Source organism: Mycobacterium sp. 3519A (genome assembly GCF_900240945.1).
Taxonomy (GTDB): Bacteria; Actinomycetota; Actinomycetes; order Mycobacteriales; family Mycobacteriaceae; genus Mycobacterium.
Window position 1 is genome coordinate 154,496 of the sequence record NZ_OESG01000013.1, and the last position, 12,643, is coordinate 167,138.

Here is a 12,643-nt window from a genome sequence, read left to right on the forward strand (position 1 = left end):
TGGAGTGGAGGAACGGGAGAACACGCTGTCCTTCGTGCACATATATGCATCCGTTGCGTAGATGTCTAGTCCGAGCGTCGGACGCATCTGAAGTATGGGCAGGCCGGTCGGGGAGGGATCTGACACTTTGGTCGCGAGACAGCTGCCAACTATCTCGTCGTTCCCGGTGAAAACCGGTTGATCATGATGGGCTGAAGTGCGCTGGGTCGCAGTCCTTTCCGCAAATGCGTCGACCCGTTGTTGAGCGCCGTCAAGCCGAACTCGTCGCTGTTCATGATCGGCGAAAAAATCTTTGCACGATCATGTTAGGTCTTATTGACGCGCGGGTAGATGACAGCTTGTAGCACGAGGTCGGGGCGGAGCTACTCACCGATGTAGGGAGCTTCGATGGCTGCGAAACACAGGAAGACGATCGACCGCGGACGCCCGGGTACGCAGACACTGGTCACAGCGGCCTGCGTTACCGGCGGAGCGTTCGCCGCGGCGATGGGTGGCGCACACAATGCCCCGGAATTGACGCCGACCCCGACGCCGACGACCGCACCGGCATCGATATTGGCCGCGGCCGTCGCATCCGAACCGATGCCGAACCCGCTGTTGGCAGCGGTCCAAACCACAGGGGATGCGGTCGGCGCACTCGGCGGGGTTGGTGTGGACCCGGTCGAGGACAACACCGATCCGGCACTGCAGTTGCCCGAGCGTCAACCCGTACTCAGCGCGGACCCAGTGCTGTCGTTCGCTCCTACGACCTTCTCCGCGCATACGCTCGGGTCGTCGATCGCAGGCGTGAACCCACGGTCGAGCGCGCTGGTCGGCCCCGCATCAGCGCAGTTCACGCCCGAGGCCGGATCGTTCCGGAACCCGGCGTTCGAGGCGATCGGCGTCATGACCTATCAGGCGGTCCAATTCGTCGGCATCTTCATCGGAAACGGCGACGAGCCCGGTGAAAATGGTGGCCTCCTGATCGGCAACGGCGCCGACGGGGGACCGGGCCAGAACGGCGGTCGCGGCGGACTGCTGTTCGGCAGCGGTGGCAACGGCGGCGCCGGGATCGCGGGTGTCGACGGCGGCCGGGGCGGGGACGGCGGCGACGCCGGGCTGTGGGGCAGCGGCGGCACCGGCGGGGGCGGGGGCCGCGTCCCGGCCGGCACCGGCGGGGGCACCGGGGGGAGTGGGGGGGGCCGGGGGCAATCCGGGCTTCAACGGCACCGCGGGCGACGGCGGCGACGGGGGCGGCGCGTCGGCGGTGTCCGGCACCGCGACGGGTGGAGTGGGCGGCAACGGAGGACTGGGTGGCATCGACGGTCAAGGCGGCGATGGCGGATCCGGCGGCAGTGCCGCCGCCGAGTCGGGTGATGCCATCGGCGGTGCAGGCGGTTCGGGCGGCGGCAGCGGCCTGATGCAACACGGCGGTGACGGCGGCGACGGCGGCCACGCGACAGCCGAGACCGGCACCGCGCTGGGCGGCGACGGCGGCAACGGAGGGTCCACCAGTTGGGCGAACGGATACCACGCCGGCAGCGGCGGCAAGGGTGGCAACGGCACCGCAACCAACGGCACCGGCACGGGTGGCAACGGTGGCGACGGCGGCACGGACGGTCCCGGTGCGGCGGACGGCACGGGCGGCGTGGGCGGTACCGGATCGGGATCCACCGGAAGCACCGACGGCGGCCCAGGCAAGCACGGGTAAGGCTACGGCGCCTGCTTGGTCAGCGCATCGATCTGCCGTTCAACGAAGTGGCGCATCTCCTCATGTCCCAGGGCGACGCCGACGGCGTCCTCGTTGCAGAGGCTGCGCGCGATCTGCGCGATCAGCATCGAGATCACGATCGGCGGGTAGGTGTCCAAGTCGATGCCGTGCGCGCGTAACGCGACGGTGACGGCTGCGGTCTCGATATCGCGAACGCGTTCGGCATACGCGCTGAGCTCAGCGCCAATTACCTTGCGGTGGTTGGCAAGTGCCATGAATTCGGTGTTCAGTACGGTGCGCCGCCGGTCGCTGTTGACGGCCCACAGTGCCCGCAACGGATCGTCGTCGGTCAGCGCGGCGCGCATCTGATTCAGCGCGGCGTCCGCGCCCTCGCGCAGCACCGCGAGGAACAGGTCGTCCATCGTGGGGAAGTAGTAGTGCACGAGAGGCTGCCGCACCCCGACCTTGGCGGCCACTCGGCGAGAAGTGGCAGCCGCATAGCCCTCGTCGTGCATGATCTGGGCGGTCGCCTCGATGAGCCGGCGCCGAGTGCCGCCGTCGTCGGCCCTCGCTTTGCGCGGCGCGGCCATTCAGCTGCCCGTCGATCGGATCGTGGTAGGCATCAGCCGATTATCGCTTCGACGCCGCCGGCGCTGTCGTCAGCACGTGAATCACTTCGCGCAGGGGTTCGGGTGACGTCGCGATTTCACCGATGAACGGGTGTGACAACTCCAGCACAAGGAACAGCTGCGCCCCGACGAGTACACCGAGGATGGCGACCATTGTGTAGTGCGTGGCCGGTCTCTCCACGCCATAGATGATCGCGCCGCCGAGCAGCAGTCCGCTGGTGAGGAAGATGACCGCCCACAACGACCATGGCGGACCAATGTCGGTGCGCGCCTGGAACGTTCGCTCAGCACGTGCCTTACTGAGCGCGTCGAGGTTGGAGTAGGACGCGGCGAGACGCGCTTTCTGAGCGTCGGTCTTGGCCTGGACCTGATCGTATGCCGCGTTCAAACGGGACAGTGCTTCGTCGGCCTGTGGATAGGTGCGTCCGTTGGCAACCTCGCCCCATTCGGTCACAGCCGCGTGCTCGTAGTCCAACAAGCTTGTCCGAATCCGCTTTCTGTCGGCGTCGTCGAACACCGCGGCGTCCCTGGCGAGTTGCACACCGGCGGTTCCCTCGCTGCGGGCTCGGCCGTCCGCGTCGTTGATCTGCCCCCACATCGCCGAGACCACGAATCCGATGAAGAACGCGAAGACGAATCCGACGACGCCGAACGCGAACCTCGTGACGTCGTTGTGCTCCTCACCTCTCAGCTGCGGATAGCGGCGACGCACGAAGCGCTGAATCAGCATCGCTGCGCCGGTGATGGCGACGATGATCCCCAGCAGCAGAAGCCACGAGGGCAGATTGTTGACCAACCATCGGCTCAAGCCGGCGCTCCTCCCCGCGACCCCTGACCTCGACTGTAGGTGCGCGGCCGGCTCGCGAATGTGCGATCGGAACTTTTGGCTGTCAGGCCCTTTACTCGGCGGTCGACTTCGAGGACTGCCACTGGATGGTCCGCTGGCGGGTCGTGCGCAGCGCATCTGCCGGAAAAACCCGGTCGGCCAGCTCGCGCCAGTCGACGGCGTCGATATCGGATGCGGAAGGCGCAAACTCAAACATCGTCGGACTCCTTCACTCGAGACTTGTCATGGGGCTGACTGGATTTGGGCATCGGTGCTCAGCACGGCCAACGGCACCCGTTGCGGGGGTGTAGTCGGCTCGAGAACCTGCTTGCTGTTCGTCACCGTCGTGCTGGTGCAGCTGGTGGTGTTCGTCGCCTTGTCCGTGACGCAACAGCGGTAGTTGGTGCCGGACTTGCCGGTGGTCTGGTTGTAGATCTTCGTTTCCGTGTACGTGCCGCCCTTGGCGGCGCAGTCCGATTTCTCGCTCGCATATGCGGTAGGCGCGGCGACGGTCATCAAAGTGCCGAGTCCGAGCACCGCCGCGGCAAGGGCCGGGGTCGCGAACCTGGTGAAGCTGGTGGTAAGCATGCGTCAATCGTCATGCGTGAGCTGCGGATCCGTAATCGCCGGCAAGCCAGATTCCGCCGCGCGGCGGGAAGGCTTTCCTATCCGTCGGGATAGGGACTAGGCGCGCTCAGCCGTCATGTTCATCTCGACGGTGCCCTGGCAGGCGCCGCTCGCGATGTCGGTGTGCATGGTGCCTGCCAGTGTTCCATCCGGCTGGGGCGTGTAGCGCACGGTCGATCGGGCCGGGTTCCATTCGATGGTGGTGTCGGGCATCATGCAGTCCCACTGGAAATCGGTGGTCTGCGTCCAAGACGTTCCGTCCCAGGTGAACTGGATGGGTTCGGGAACCGTCTTGTTCCGCGGCGGCGGGCCGCTGACGATCGTCGCCACGCACTTGCCGCTCGTGCAGGTCGAGCGGACCCCATAGGTGTCGCTGTACTGCCCCTCGGGCTGGCCGGCGGCGACGCTGGTCCCGGACTTCGGGCCGACGATGAACGTGATCGTGTACTCGCCATTCCAGGACGCGGTGTCGGCGCCGGCCGGTGCCGACAGGATCGCGGCCACCATGAGCGACCCGGCGCACATGCCAGCGGTACGACAGCCTCGCGTCATCGCCTGAGTGTCGCAGATTGCGGACGTCGCAGGCGCATCATCGATGAGAGTCGCACTGAGCTGAATCGAGGCGAGTGGATGTCGCACTCAACCGCCGACCGGGCCGCATTGGCCGCCGACCTGCAACGTGCCCGGACCGATTTTCGGCACTTGTTGCAAGCTGCCGACGAGCGGGACTGGACCAAGTCCACCGAGGACACGCGGTGGACCAACGAGCAGTTGCTGTTCCACATGGTGTTCGGCTACATGGTGGTGCGACGGCTGATCTTCCTGGTTCGCATACTCGGACGTCTGCCTGACGGCGTCAGCCGATGGTTCGCGCGGATTCTCGACGCGGTCGCGCGACCGTTTCACATGATCAACTACTACGGAACCTGCGCAGCTGCCCTTGTCTACAACCGCCGCCGCATGGGCGAGAAGATGGAAAGGGTGATCGACAGGCTGCAGCGGTCACTCGCTGCCGAAAGCGACGAATCATTCTGTCGCGGTATGCATTACCCGACTAGCTGGGATCTCTATTTCCGCGATTATATGACGCTCGCGGACATCTACCGGTACCCAGGACAGCACTACGACCACCATCGGCGACAACTGACGCTGACCAAGATGTGACGTCGCGCGCTACCGGCGCGCGGTGACCCCGAGTTCGGCGAGAAGGCGGCGGACACGCTCTTCGATGTCGTCGCGGATAGGCCGGACCGCGTCGACGGCTTGACCGGCAGGGTCGGGCAGATCCCAGTTCTCGTAGCGTTTTCCGGGAAAGTAGGGGCACGCGTCGCCACAGCCCATGGTGACGACGACATCGGCGGCCCGCACGATTTCGTCGGTCCAAGGCTTGGGAAATTCGCCGGTGATGTCGATGCCTACCTCGGCCATCGCGGCGATCGCTGACGGATTGATTTCCTGGCCGGGTTCGGAGCCGCCAGACCAGGCGACGGCGTCCTCTCCGGCTAGGTGGGTGAAGAAACCGAGGGCCATTTGCGACCGGCCGGCGTTATGGGTGCACAAGAACAGCACCGACGGTCTGCCGTCGGTCATGATGAACTCCTGGGGTGATGCGGTACGACGACTTCGTCGGCCACCCGCGCGGAATCCGGGTACAGCGCAACGATCAACGCCAGACCGATGAGCCCGCCGACGATTTGGGCGGCGATGAACCCTGGCGCGGAGCCTGGAGCGATGCCGGCGAAGGTGTCGGAGAACATGCGGCCGACGGTTACCGCTGGATTGGCGAAAGACGTTGAGCTGGTGAACCAATACGCGGCTCCGATGTAGGCGCCCACGGCCGCCGCCGCGACGGATGCTCGGCCGGTTCGGGCGAGGGTGAAGATCAGGGCGATCAAACCGGCTGTCGCGACGATCTCGCCGACCACATGACCGGTCGTGATGCGGTCCTTGGTGGACCATTCGAACACCTGACGGTCGAACATGAAGTTGGCCAGCCATGCCCCGACGACTGCTCCGACTGTTTGAACCACGGTGTAGGCGATCGCATGGCTTCCGGCGATACCGCTGCCGGACCGGCGGCCAAGCAGCCAGTCGGCCGCCGTCACGACGGGGTTGAAGTGCGCGCCGGAGACGGGGCCGAACATCAAAATCAGCACCGCCAAGCCGAATACCGTCGCGGTCGAGTTCTCCATCAGCTGCAACCCGACATCGTTCGCCGACAGTGCGGCGGCGGCGATGCCGGAACCGACCACGACGCTGACCAGAAGGGCGGTGCCGACGAACTCGGCGAGCAGGCGGCGCGGAAGCGCGACGGTGTCCACCTACCCGCTACCCACCAGACTGTCCGCGCCGCCGACCAATCGGGAAAGCTTCTGCTCGTGAACGCCGTCGGGACCACGGGCAGTCAGCCCGACGATCCCGACGGCACGCGGAGTCAGCAGCAGGACGCACTGGCTTGCGCTGGCTCGGCCTGCCCACCGCAGCAGACGCTTCCGCCTTCGTTCTCGTCGACATGCTTGGGACTGGTGCCGAAGGTGTCGGAGTCCGCGAGAACCGTGTAGACCTCCCACTTCTCACCTGCGGGGCCGGTGACCCACACCTTGTCCTGGAGGGCGAAGCAACACGTCGTGCCGATCTCCTCGTCGGTGAACAGTCCGGCGTCGGAAAGCCGGGCGATCTCGGCGTGGACGGCGTCGCTGGATTCGACTTCGACGCCGAGATGATTGATGGTGCCGCCCTGACCCCGGTTCTCGATCAGGACGAGCTTCAGAGGCGGGTCGGCCACGGCGAAGTTGGCGTAGCCCTCTTTCACCTTGGCCGGCGAGGTGTTGAACAACGTGGAGTAGAACGTGATCGCCTCGTCGAGGTCGTCGACATTGAGTGCGAGTTGAACTCGGGACATAATGAGTTCCTTCCTACCTGTGAGACATATATCGAAGTAGCGCGCTACGCCCAGCTTCCCACCTTTTTGATATATGTCAATATCCCTGGCAGTATTGATGCATGCCGAAGACTCTGCCGATGATCGATATGTCTGCGCCGGTCTGCTGTGCGCCCGTCGCCGCGGGCCCGATGACCGACCAGGACGCACTGCATGTGGCGCTTCGGCTCAAAGCCCTCGCCGACCCCGCGCGGGTGAAGATCATGTCTTACCTGTTCAGCTCGGCGTCGGGTGAAGAGAACAGTGGCGACCTCTCGAAGGCGCTGGGGTTGACGGAGTCCACCGTCAGCCACCACCTCACCCAACTCCGGCGCGCCGGACTCGTGGAGTCGGATCGGCGCGGCATGAACGTGTACCACCGGCCGCACCGCGATGCCCTCGGCGCGCTCTGCAGCGTCTTGGACCCCAACTGCTGCAGGTGATTTCGCTCAGGCAACGAGAGTCACTCGTCGACGACCCGATCGCGCTCCGAGGCGGATTGCCGTGGCGGCGCGATTCGATCTTCGATGCATTGCCGGACGGCGTCTTGCCCCTCGTTCAGGCACAAGAGGCCCAACCGGGTGGCACGCCAATGCGGCGGGGCATCCGACCACCGGCTCAGGTACACGAGCTCAGCATGTTCGAGGACCTGTAAGGCTTCTCGCACCGGTCGCTCCAGCCACCGGGTGTCACCGTCGGCGACATCGGGATACCTGCGGTGCAGGTGACCAGCTTCGCTTCGGTGAGGTCTTTACCCTCGTTGAACGCGGGCATGAGAACACCCGCCAACCCCTCGGGTGGACGCTGACGAGCATCATCTCTATCTCGTCAGCCTCCGAAATCGTGGGCCTCGTCGTATCCGTAGTCGCCGCCGGGATCGAGGCTCACCCGCGGTGCATCGACCCGATGTGGCGTCGCCGCGGCGGGCGACGGTTGGGCCAGCGCATCGTGGGCTTCGTCGTATTCGTAGTCGGAGCCCGCGTCGATGCGGTTCTCAGTCATAGGGAAAGTATCCGTCAGGTTGGTCCGATGATGTGGCAGGTTGTGTCGCAGCGCATCAACGTCCCCGGAGGAAGCGGCCGCAGCGGGTTGTACGACGGCGGGGCTGGCGCCGCAGGAGGCGGGGCCGGCGCGGCAGCAGGCGGTGCGGGCGCCGGCGCGGCTGGCGCTTGAGGCGGTGGCGGCGCAGGTGCTTGTGGCGGGGGGCCCAGCGCCGCCAACACGTGATCCGCGGTAAAAGTCGCTGCCTGATCGACCATTCCGCTCTCGACGTACTGCATGTGCGCGTTGAAGTCCTGCCCGTTCGAACAGACGAAATCGTCGGGGACGCACAAGTCGATGGTCTTGGCCGCGTACGCCGGGCCGACGTCGATCTGCGGTTCGTGGATCGCTCGCATGAAGCGGGCGTTCGGCTTTCCGAACAGCGCGACCGCGGCCACGTGGTTGGCGACGTCGGGCGGCATCGGGTTCGGCACGCCGTCGGGCGCACCGTCCGGTATCACGTTCGCGGTGACGAAACCCGCAACGGCCGCACCCTGGGAGAACCCGCCCAGCACGATCTTGGTGTTGGGGCAGTTCGCCGCCGTCGCCTCGACGTGTGCGCTGGCGTCCCTGACGCCGTCGATCGCGGTGGGGAAGTCGATGGTTGCCGGGTAGTCGACCGGATAGACGGTCATCGTCCTGGCGCCCAGCCGGGGCCGCAGCGCGTCCACGAATGCCTGCCCGGTCGGGCCGACGCCCGGGTCCTCGGTGGTGCCGCGGGCGAAGACGACCTCGACATCGGGGCAGGGCTGCGCGGACGCGTGCAACGGCGTCAACGATGCCGCCGCGACGGCGACGAGAATTGCGAAAGAGCGCACCCGCACCGCGCAATGCTGACACACCGCGGCGACGACGGCCTGTCGAGAATCAAACGAAAGATGAACGCCGCGTTAATGACTGGTGCGTGAGCGTCGAAAATGCACACATGGTCGTGGCCCACGTTTGATCACGACCCTGTGTGCAATCTCGCGCGACGGGTTCACATCGGCCAGCCTCCGGCGTAGCCTGTTAGGCATGAGTCAAATAGCGGCAGCGTTGCCGCCGGGGCCCCGGCTACCCAAGTGGCTCCAAACAGTCGTGTTCCTGCGGTACTGGCCGCGCTTCGTCAAGGCATGCGGCCGCCGCTACGGCAAGGTGTTCACCATTCGCGCGCTGACCGTGCCGCCGATGGTGTACGTGGCAGATCCGGCCGAGATCAAGAAGGTGTTCGCCGGCGACCCGAGCGTCTTCCACGCCGGTGAGGCCAACGCGATGCTCAGCGGACTGCTCGGCGACACCTCGGTGTTGGTGATCGACGGCGATGTGCACCGCGACCGGCGGCGCCTGATGCTGCCGCCGTTTCACCGGGATGCGGTGGCCAGGCAGGCCGCGCAGATGGCGCAGATCGCCGCGGCCAACATCGCGGAATGGCCGGTGGGCCAACCGTTCGCGGTGGCGCCGAAGATGTCGGAAATCACACTCGAGGTGATCCTGCGGACCGTGATCGGCGCCAGCGACGCGGCCCGTCTGGCTGCGCTGCGGGCGGTGATGCCCAAGCTGCTCAACATCGGGCAGTGGGCGTCGCTGGCGATCGCGCGCCCGCAACTGCAAACCCGACGACCGTGGCGCACACTGTGGGACCGCATCCAAGAGGCCGACCGGTTGCTCTACGCCGAGATCGCCGACCGCCGCGCCGACTCGCATCTCGAGGAGCGCACCGACGTGTTGGCGATGCTGGTGCGCGCCACCGACGAAGACGGCCGCACACTCAGCGACCGCGAACTGCGCGACCAGCTGATGACGCTGCTCGTCGCGGGCCACGACACGACCGCGACCGCACTGTCGTGGGCGCTGGAACGGCTTACCCGCCACCCGGACATCCTCGAAAAGGCGGCCCGTGCCGCCGATTCCGGCGACGACGAGTACCTCGACGCGGTGGCCAAGGAGACGCTGCGGATCCGTCCGGTCGTCTACGACGTGGGCAGGGTGCTCAAAGAACCGGTGGAACTGGCGGGCTATCGGTTGCCCGCGGGCGTGATGGTGGTTCCCGGAATCGGATTGGTGCACAGCGACTCCGAGGTTTACCCGGACGCGGACCGCTTCGATCCCGACCGGATGGTCGGTGCGACGCTGAGCCCGACGACGTGGTTCCCGTTCGGTGGCGGCAACCGTCGCTGCCTGGGTGCGACGTTCGCGATGGTCGAGATGCGCGTCGTGCTGCGCGAGGTGCTGCGCCGGGTCCAGCTGGCGACGACGACGGCGGCCGGCGAGACGCAGCAGGTCAAGCACGTGATCATGATCCCGCGCAACGGCGCACGCATCCGCGTGCGGGCGCTGCGGCCCGCACATGCCGTTACTGCGCCAACAGGTTGACCACACCCGCGAACACCCGCGGAAAGCGTTCTGCCGCAGGCACAATCCGCGACCGTATCGGCGACCCGCTGGCCTCCAGCGCTGCCGCCGTCAACAACCGGTAGCGCCGCGACATCCGGCGCCAACGCCGGTCGTACTGCTGCGGCTGTTGCGCCACAACGCATTCCACCAGTAGCTGCGCGGCGCCGAACGCGATCCCGAGACCCTCGCCGGTCAACGCGTCGACATATCCCGCGGCGTCACCCACCAACATCACCCGGCCCGCCGTCCTGCTCCGCACCCGCTGCCGCAGCGGGCCCGCCGCGCGGTCAGGCCCGTGCGCCCGCCCCTGAACCCGCTGCTGCAGATCGGGAAACGCCGACAGATGCGCGTCGAAACTCCCTTTGCGCGACGTGAGCACCGCGACCCCGACGCAGTCGGCGGCCACCGGGGTCACGTACGCCTCCGCATCCTGCGACCAGTACACCTCGACACAGTCGCTCCACGGCGCCATCACATGATGACGACGGATACCCCATCGCCGCCGTCCGCGCGACGGCTTTGCCAATCCCAACGCGCTGCGGATCGGCGAGTGCAAACCGTCGGCGGCGGCAAGATACCGCGACTCAAAGCCGCTGCAGCGCACCGAGGTAGCGCTTTGGCTCACCGGCCCGATCTCGCCGTGCACGATCCGCACCCCTTCCGTCGTCGCCGCCTCCAACAGCGCAGCGTGCAACGCGGTGCGACGCACACCGCGCCCGGCGCCCCCACGGAACCGACCCGTGACGCGGTGCCCGCCGTCGATGTAGGTGATGCCGTGAAACGGCGTGCCGGGCGGATCGACGCCGAGGCCGTTCAGCAGCGCGACGGCGTGCGGCATCAACCCCTCACCGCACGCCTTGTCGACGGGTCCGACGCGGCGCTCGACCACGACGACCTCCAGTCCCGCTCGGGCGCCGAGGATCGCGGTGGCCAGCCCTGCCGGGCCGCCACCCGCGACCAGCAGGTCGATCACCGCAGACTCTCCAATGCGGCGTTCTCGACGCCGATGCGGGTGCGCAACACCAACGCGTTGAGCACGGTGAACACCACCGCCGTCACCCAGGCCGTGTGCACCAACGGCAACGCGATCCCTTCGGCGACCACCGCGACGTAGTTCGGGTGTGAGAAGAACCGGTACGGGCCGCCGGTCACCCGCGACGCGTCGGGAATGACGACGACCCGGGTGTTCCACTGGTGCCCCAACGTCCTGATGCACCACCACCGCAACCCCTGCGCGGCGAGCACCACCGCCAGCATCGGCCAGCCCAGGGCAGGCAGGAACGGGCGGTGCGCCGCCTCCACCAGACACCCCACCAGCAGTGCGGTGTGCAGTGCCACCATCACCGGATAGTGCCGTGCGCCGAACTCGACACCGCCGCGCGCCCGACTCCACGCCAGATTACGTTGGGCGACAACCAGTTCGACGAGCCTTTCGGCCGCCACCGCGGCGATCAGCAACGAGTACCACAGCATGCTCAGTGCCAGCGCAGCAACACGAGTTCAGCGCAGAACCCCGGCCCCATCGCCATCAACAGGCCCGGTGTGCCCGGCGCCGGTGGCTTCGCACGCGCGTCGCGCAGGATATGCAGCACCGACGCCGACGACAGATTGCCGATCTCGCTGAGCGACCGCCACGACAGTTCGAGCGCGTCGTCGTCGAGGTCCAGCGCGGTGGTGATCGACTCGAGAACCTTTGGGCCACCGGGATGTGACACCCACGAGCCGATGTCGTCGACGGTGAGGTCGTGCTCTGCCAAGAAGCCGGTGACATCGTCGGCGAAATAGCGTTCGATCAGATCGGGCAGATCGGGCGACAACACCAGCTGGAAGCCGGAAGCGTCGACGTGCCAACCCATTATCCCCAGCGAGTCGGGATACATCCGGCTGCGCGTGGCGATTACATCGGGTCCTGCGGCACCGTCGTGCAGGCCGCGCCGGTCCCCGACGGCGACCACTGCGGCCGCACCGTCGGCGAACAACGCGCTACCGACCAGTGTGGCCATCGTCGGTTCGGCCGCCGCGTACATCAACGAACACAATTCGACCGACACCAGCACGGCGACTTCGTCCGGCGCGCCGCGCAGATAGTCGTGCAGACGCGCGACACCCGCCGCACCGGCCACGCAGCCGAGGCCGAAGATCGGCACCCGACGCACGTCGGGTCGCAGGCCGAGGCGCTCGGCGATGCGGGCGTCCAACGACGGCACCGCGATGCCGGTGACGGTGGTCGTCATGATCAGGTCGACATCGGTGGGTCGCAGCCCGGCGTCTTCCAGCGCGCCGGACAGCGCCGCGCAACCCAACTCGACGGCTTGTTCGATGAACAGGTCGTTGGTCTCGCCGAAGTCGCGCAGCGTCGCGTACCGCTCGAGCGGAAGAACGAGGTGCCTGGCGTCGACCTTCGCGCTCTTGTGCAGGCTGCGGATGATCTGCTCATGTCCGGCGAAGGCGGGATCGGCGATGAACGTGTCGGTGATCTCGTCCTGGCGGTACCGATTCGGGGGGACTACGCCGTGTACGGCTGCGATAACACTCAC

At 66.8% G+C, this 12,643-nt stretch carries 18 protein-coding genes and 1 pseudogene; 4 read left to right on the top strand and 15 right to left on the bottom strand.

The annotated features are described in order from the left end of the window. Window positions 1–362: 362 nt before the first annotated feature. Both C1A30_RS35585 and C1A30_RS35590 read right to left on the bottom strand, forming a co-directional pair. A complete protein-coding gene (locus C1A30_RS35585) occupies window positions 363–617 on the bottom strand; it encodes a hypothetical protein (RefSeq protein ID WP_101947869.1) in 255 nt (84 codons plus the stop codon). Between the two features lie 205 nt (window positions 618–822). Continuing rightward, complete coding sequence (locus tag C1A30_RS35590; RefSeq protein WP_160112711.1) at window positions 823–1,191, bottom strand: hypothetical protein; 369 nt, start codon at window positions 1,189–1,191, stop codon at window positions 823–825. On the opposite strand from C1A30_RS35590, the gene C1A30_RS08640 reads away from it, so the two are divergent. Then, window positions 1,172–1,690 (top strand): hypothetical protein, encoded by a 519-nt coding sequence (locus C1A30_RS08640; RefSeq protein WP_160112712.1) that lies wholly within the window; start codon window positions 1,172–1,174, stop codon window positions 1,688–1,690. The two genes, C1A30_RS35590 and C1A30_RS08640, sit on opposite strands and share 20 nt — an antisense overlap. Before the next feature lie 2 nt (window positions 1,691–1,692). Here the strand turns inward: C1A30_RS08640 and C1A30_RS08645 are convergent, their stop codons facing one another. The 5 genes from C1A30_RS08645 to C1A30_RS08660 form a co-directional block, all read right to left on the bottom strand. Continuing rightward, on the bottom strand, window positions 1,693–2,280 hold the full coding sequence (locus C1A30_RS08645; RefSeq protein WP_101947872.1) for a TetR/AcrR family transcriptional regulator: 588 nt from the start codon (window positions 2,278–2,280) through the stop codon (window positions 1,693–1,695). Between the two features lie 40 nt (window positions 2,281–2,320). Continuing rightward, complete coding sequence (locus C1A30_RS08650; RefSeq protein WP_235009765.1) at window positions 2,321–3,127, bottom strand: DUF4239 domain-containing protein; 807 nt, start codon at window positions 3,125–3,127, stop codon at window positions 2,321–2,323. A 91-nt stretch (window positions 3,128–3,218) separates the two neighbouring features. Next, complete coding sequence (locus tag C1A30_RS35770; protein ID WP_200828388.1) at window positions 3,219–3,362, bottom strand: hypothetical protein; 144 nt, start codon at window positions 3,360–3,362, stop codon at window positions 3,219–3,221. Between the two features lie 26 nt (window positions 3,363–3,388). Beyond that, entirely contained in the window at window positions 3,389–3,733 is a 345-nt protein-coding gene (locus tag C1A30_RS08655) for a hypothetical protein (RefSeq protein WP_101947874.1), read from the bottom strand. A gap of 96 nt (window positions 3,734–3,829) precedes the next feature. Next, window positions 3,830–4,324, bottom strand: a complete 495-nt coding sequence (locus C1A30_RS08660; RefSeq protein WP_101950063.1) for a hypothetical protein — start codon at window positions 4,322–4,324, stop codon at window positions 3,830–3,832. 78 nt (window positions 4,325–4,402) lie between these two features. On the opposite strand from C1A30_RS08660, the gene C1A30_RS08665 reads away from it, so the two are divergent. After that, window positions 4,403–4,936: a DinB family protein gene (locus C1A30_RS08665; protein WP_101947875.1), complete on the top strand. Its 534-nt coding sequence runs from the start codon at window positions 4,403–4,405 to the stop codon at window positions 4,934–4,936. 9 nt (window positions 4,937–4,945) lie between these two features. On the opposite strand, the pseudogene C1A30_RS08670 reads toward C1A30_RS08665, so the two are convergent. The 3 genes and pseudogenes from C1A30_RS08670 to C1A30_RS08680 all read right to left on the bottom strand — a co-directional run. Further along, a pseudogene (locus tag C1A30_RS08670) lies at window positions 4,946–5,362 on the bottom strand (arsenate reductase ArsC); the annotation flags it as partial. Continuing rightward, a complete protein-coding gene (locus C1A30_RS08675; protein WP_101947877.1) occupies window positions 5,359–6,093 on the bottom strand; it encodes an MIP/aquaporin family protein in 735 nt (244 codons plus the stop codon). The gene C1A30_RS08675 and the pseudogene C1A30_RS08670, both read right to left, overlap by 4 nt. A 113-nt stretch (window positions 6,094–6,206) precedes the next feature. Continuing rightward, a complete protein-coding gene (locus C1A30_RS08680; RefSeq protein ID WP_101947878.1) occupies window positions 6,207–6,674 on the bottom strand; it encodes an ArsI/CadI family heavy metal resistance metalloenzyme in 468 nt (155 codons plus the stop codon). Window positions 6,675–6,775: 101 nt separating this feature from the next. Between C1A30_RS08680 and C1A30_RS08685 the strand changes: the two genes are divergently transcribed. Then, window positions 6,776–7,135 (top strand): Rv2640c family ArsR-like transcriptional regulator, encoded by a 360-nt coding sequence (locus tag C1A30_RS08685; RefSeq protein ID WP_101947879.1) that lies wholly within the window; start codon window positions 6,776–6,778, stop codon window positions 7,133–7,135. 385 nt (window positions 7,136–7,520) lie between these two features. Here the strand turns inward: C1A30_RS08685 and C1A30_RS35595 are convergent, their stop codons facing one another. Continuing rightward, on the bottom strand, window positions 7,521–7,694 hold the full coding sequence (locus tag C1A30_RS35595) for a hypothetical protein (RefSeq protein WP_160112713.1): 174 nt from the start codon (window positions 7,692–7,694) through the stop codon (window positions 7,521–7,523). 14 nt (window positions 7,695–7,708) lie between these two features. Beyond that, a complete protein-coding gene (locus tag C1A30_RS08695) occupies window positions 7,709–8,557 on the bottom strand; it encodes a cutinase family protein (RefSeq protein WP_101947881.1) in 849 nt (282 codons plus the stop codon). Between the two features lie 190 nt (window positions 8,558–8,747). On the opposite strand from C1A30_RS08695, the gene C1A30_RS08700 reads away from it, so the two are divergent. Continuing rightward, window positions 8,748–10,085, top strand: a complete 1,338-nt coding sequence (locus C1A30_RS08700; protein WP_101947882.1) for a cytochrome P450 — start codon at window positions 8,748–8,750, stop codon at window positions 10,083–10,085. On the opposite strand, the gene C1A30_RS08705 is transcribed toward C1A30_RS08700, so the two are convergent. The 3 genes from C1A30_RS08705 to C1A30_RS08715 are packed head-to-tail and all read right to left on the bottom strand — an operon-like array spanning window position 10,066 to window position 12,643. Beyond that, window positions 10,066–11,079: an NAD(P)/FAD-dependent oxidoreductase gene (locus tag C1A30_RS08705; RefSeq protein WP_101947883.1), complete on the bottom strand. Its 1,014-nt coding sequence runs from the start codon at window positions 11,077–11,079 to the stop codon at window positions 10,066–10,068. The two genes, C1A30_RS08700 and C1A30_RS08705, sit on opposite strands and share 20 nt — an antisense overlap. Next, window positions 11,076–11,579 (bottom strand): isoprenylcysteine carboxyl methyltransferase family protein, encoded by a 504-nt coding sequence (locus tag C1A30_RS08710; protein ID WP_101947884.1) that lies wholly within the window; start codon window positions 11,577–11,579, stop codon window positions 11,076–11,078. Before C1A30_RS08710 ends, C1A30_RS08705 begins: the two co-directional genes overlap by 4 nt. A 2-nt stretch (window positions 11,580–11,581) precedes the next feature. Then, window positions 11,582–12,643: a type III polyketide synthase gene (locus tag C1A30_RS08715; protein ID WP_101947885.1), complete on the bottom strand. Its 1,062-nt coding sequence runs from the start codon at window positions 12,641–12,643 to the stop codon at window positions 11,582–11,584.

Coding starts and splice junctions, on each gene's coding strand:
- C1A30_RS08685 (WP_101947879.1), top strand. CDS start 6,776: ATGCCGAAGACTCTGCCGATGATCGATATGTCTGCGCCGGTCTGCTGT.
- C1A30_RS35595 (WP_160112713.1), bottom strand. CDS start 7,694: ATGACTGAGAACCGCATCGACGCGGGCTCCGACTACGAATACGACGAA.
- C1A30_RS08680 (WP_101947878.1), bottom strand. CDS start 6,674: ATGTCCCGAGTTCAACTCGCACTCAATGTCGACGACCTCGACGAGGCG.
- C1A30_RS08710 (WP_101947884.1), bottom strand. CDS start 11,579: ATGCTGTGGTACTCGTTGCTGATCGCCGCGGTGGCGGCCGAAAGGCTC.
- C1A30_RS08700 (WP_101947882.1), top strand. CDS start 8,748: ATGAGTCAAATAGCGGCAGCGTTGCCGCCGGGGCCCCGGCTACCCAAG.
- C1A30_RS08645 (WP_101947872.1), bottom strand. CDS start 2,280: ATGGCCGCGCCGCGCAAAGCGAGGGCCGACGACGGCGGCACTCGGCGC.
- C1A30_RS08655 (WP_101947874.1), bottom strand. CDS start 3,733: ATGCTTACCACCAGCTTCACCAGGTTCGCGACCCCGGCCCTTGCCGCG.
- C1A30_RS08665 (WP_101947875.1), top strand. CDS start 4,403: ATGTCGCACTCAACCGCCGACCGGGCCGCATTGGCCGCCGACCTGCAA.
- C1A30_RS35770 (WP_200828388.1), bottom strand. CDS start 3,362: ATGTTTGAGTTTGCGCCTTCCGCATCCGATATCGACGCCGTCGACTGG.
- C1A30_RS08660 (WP_101950063.1), bottom strand. CDS start 4,324: ATGACGCGAGGCTGTCGTACCGCTGGCATGTGCGCCGGGTCGCTCATG.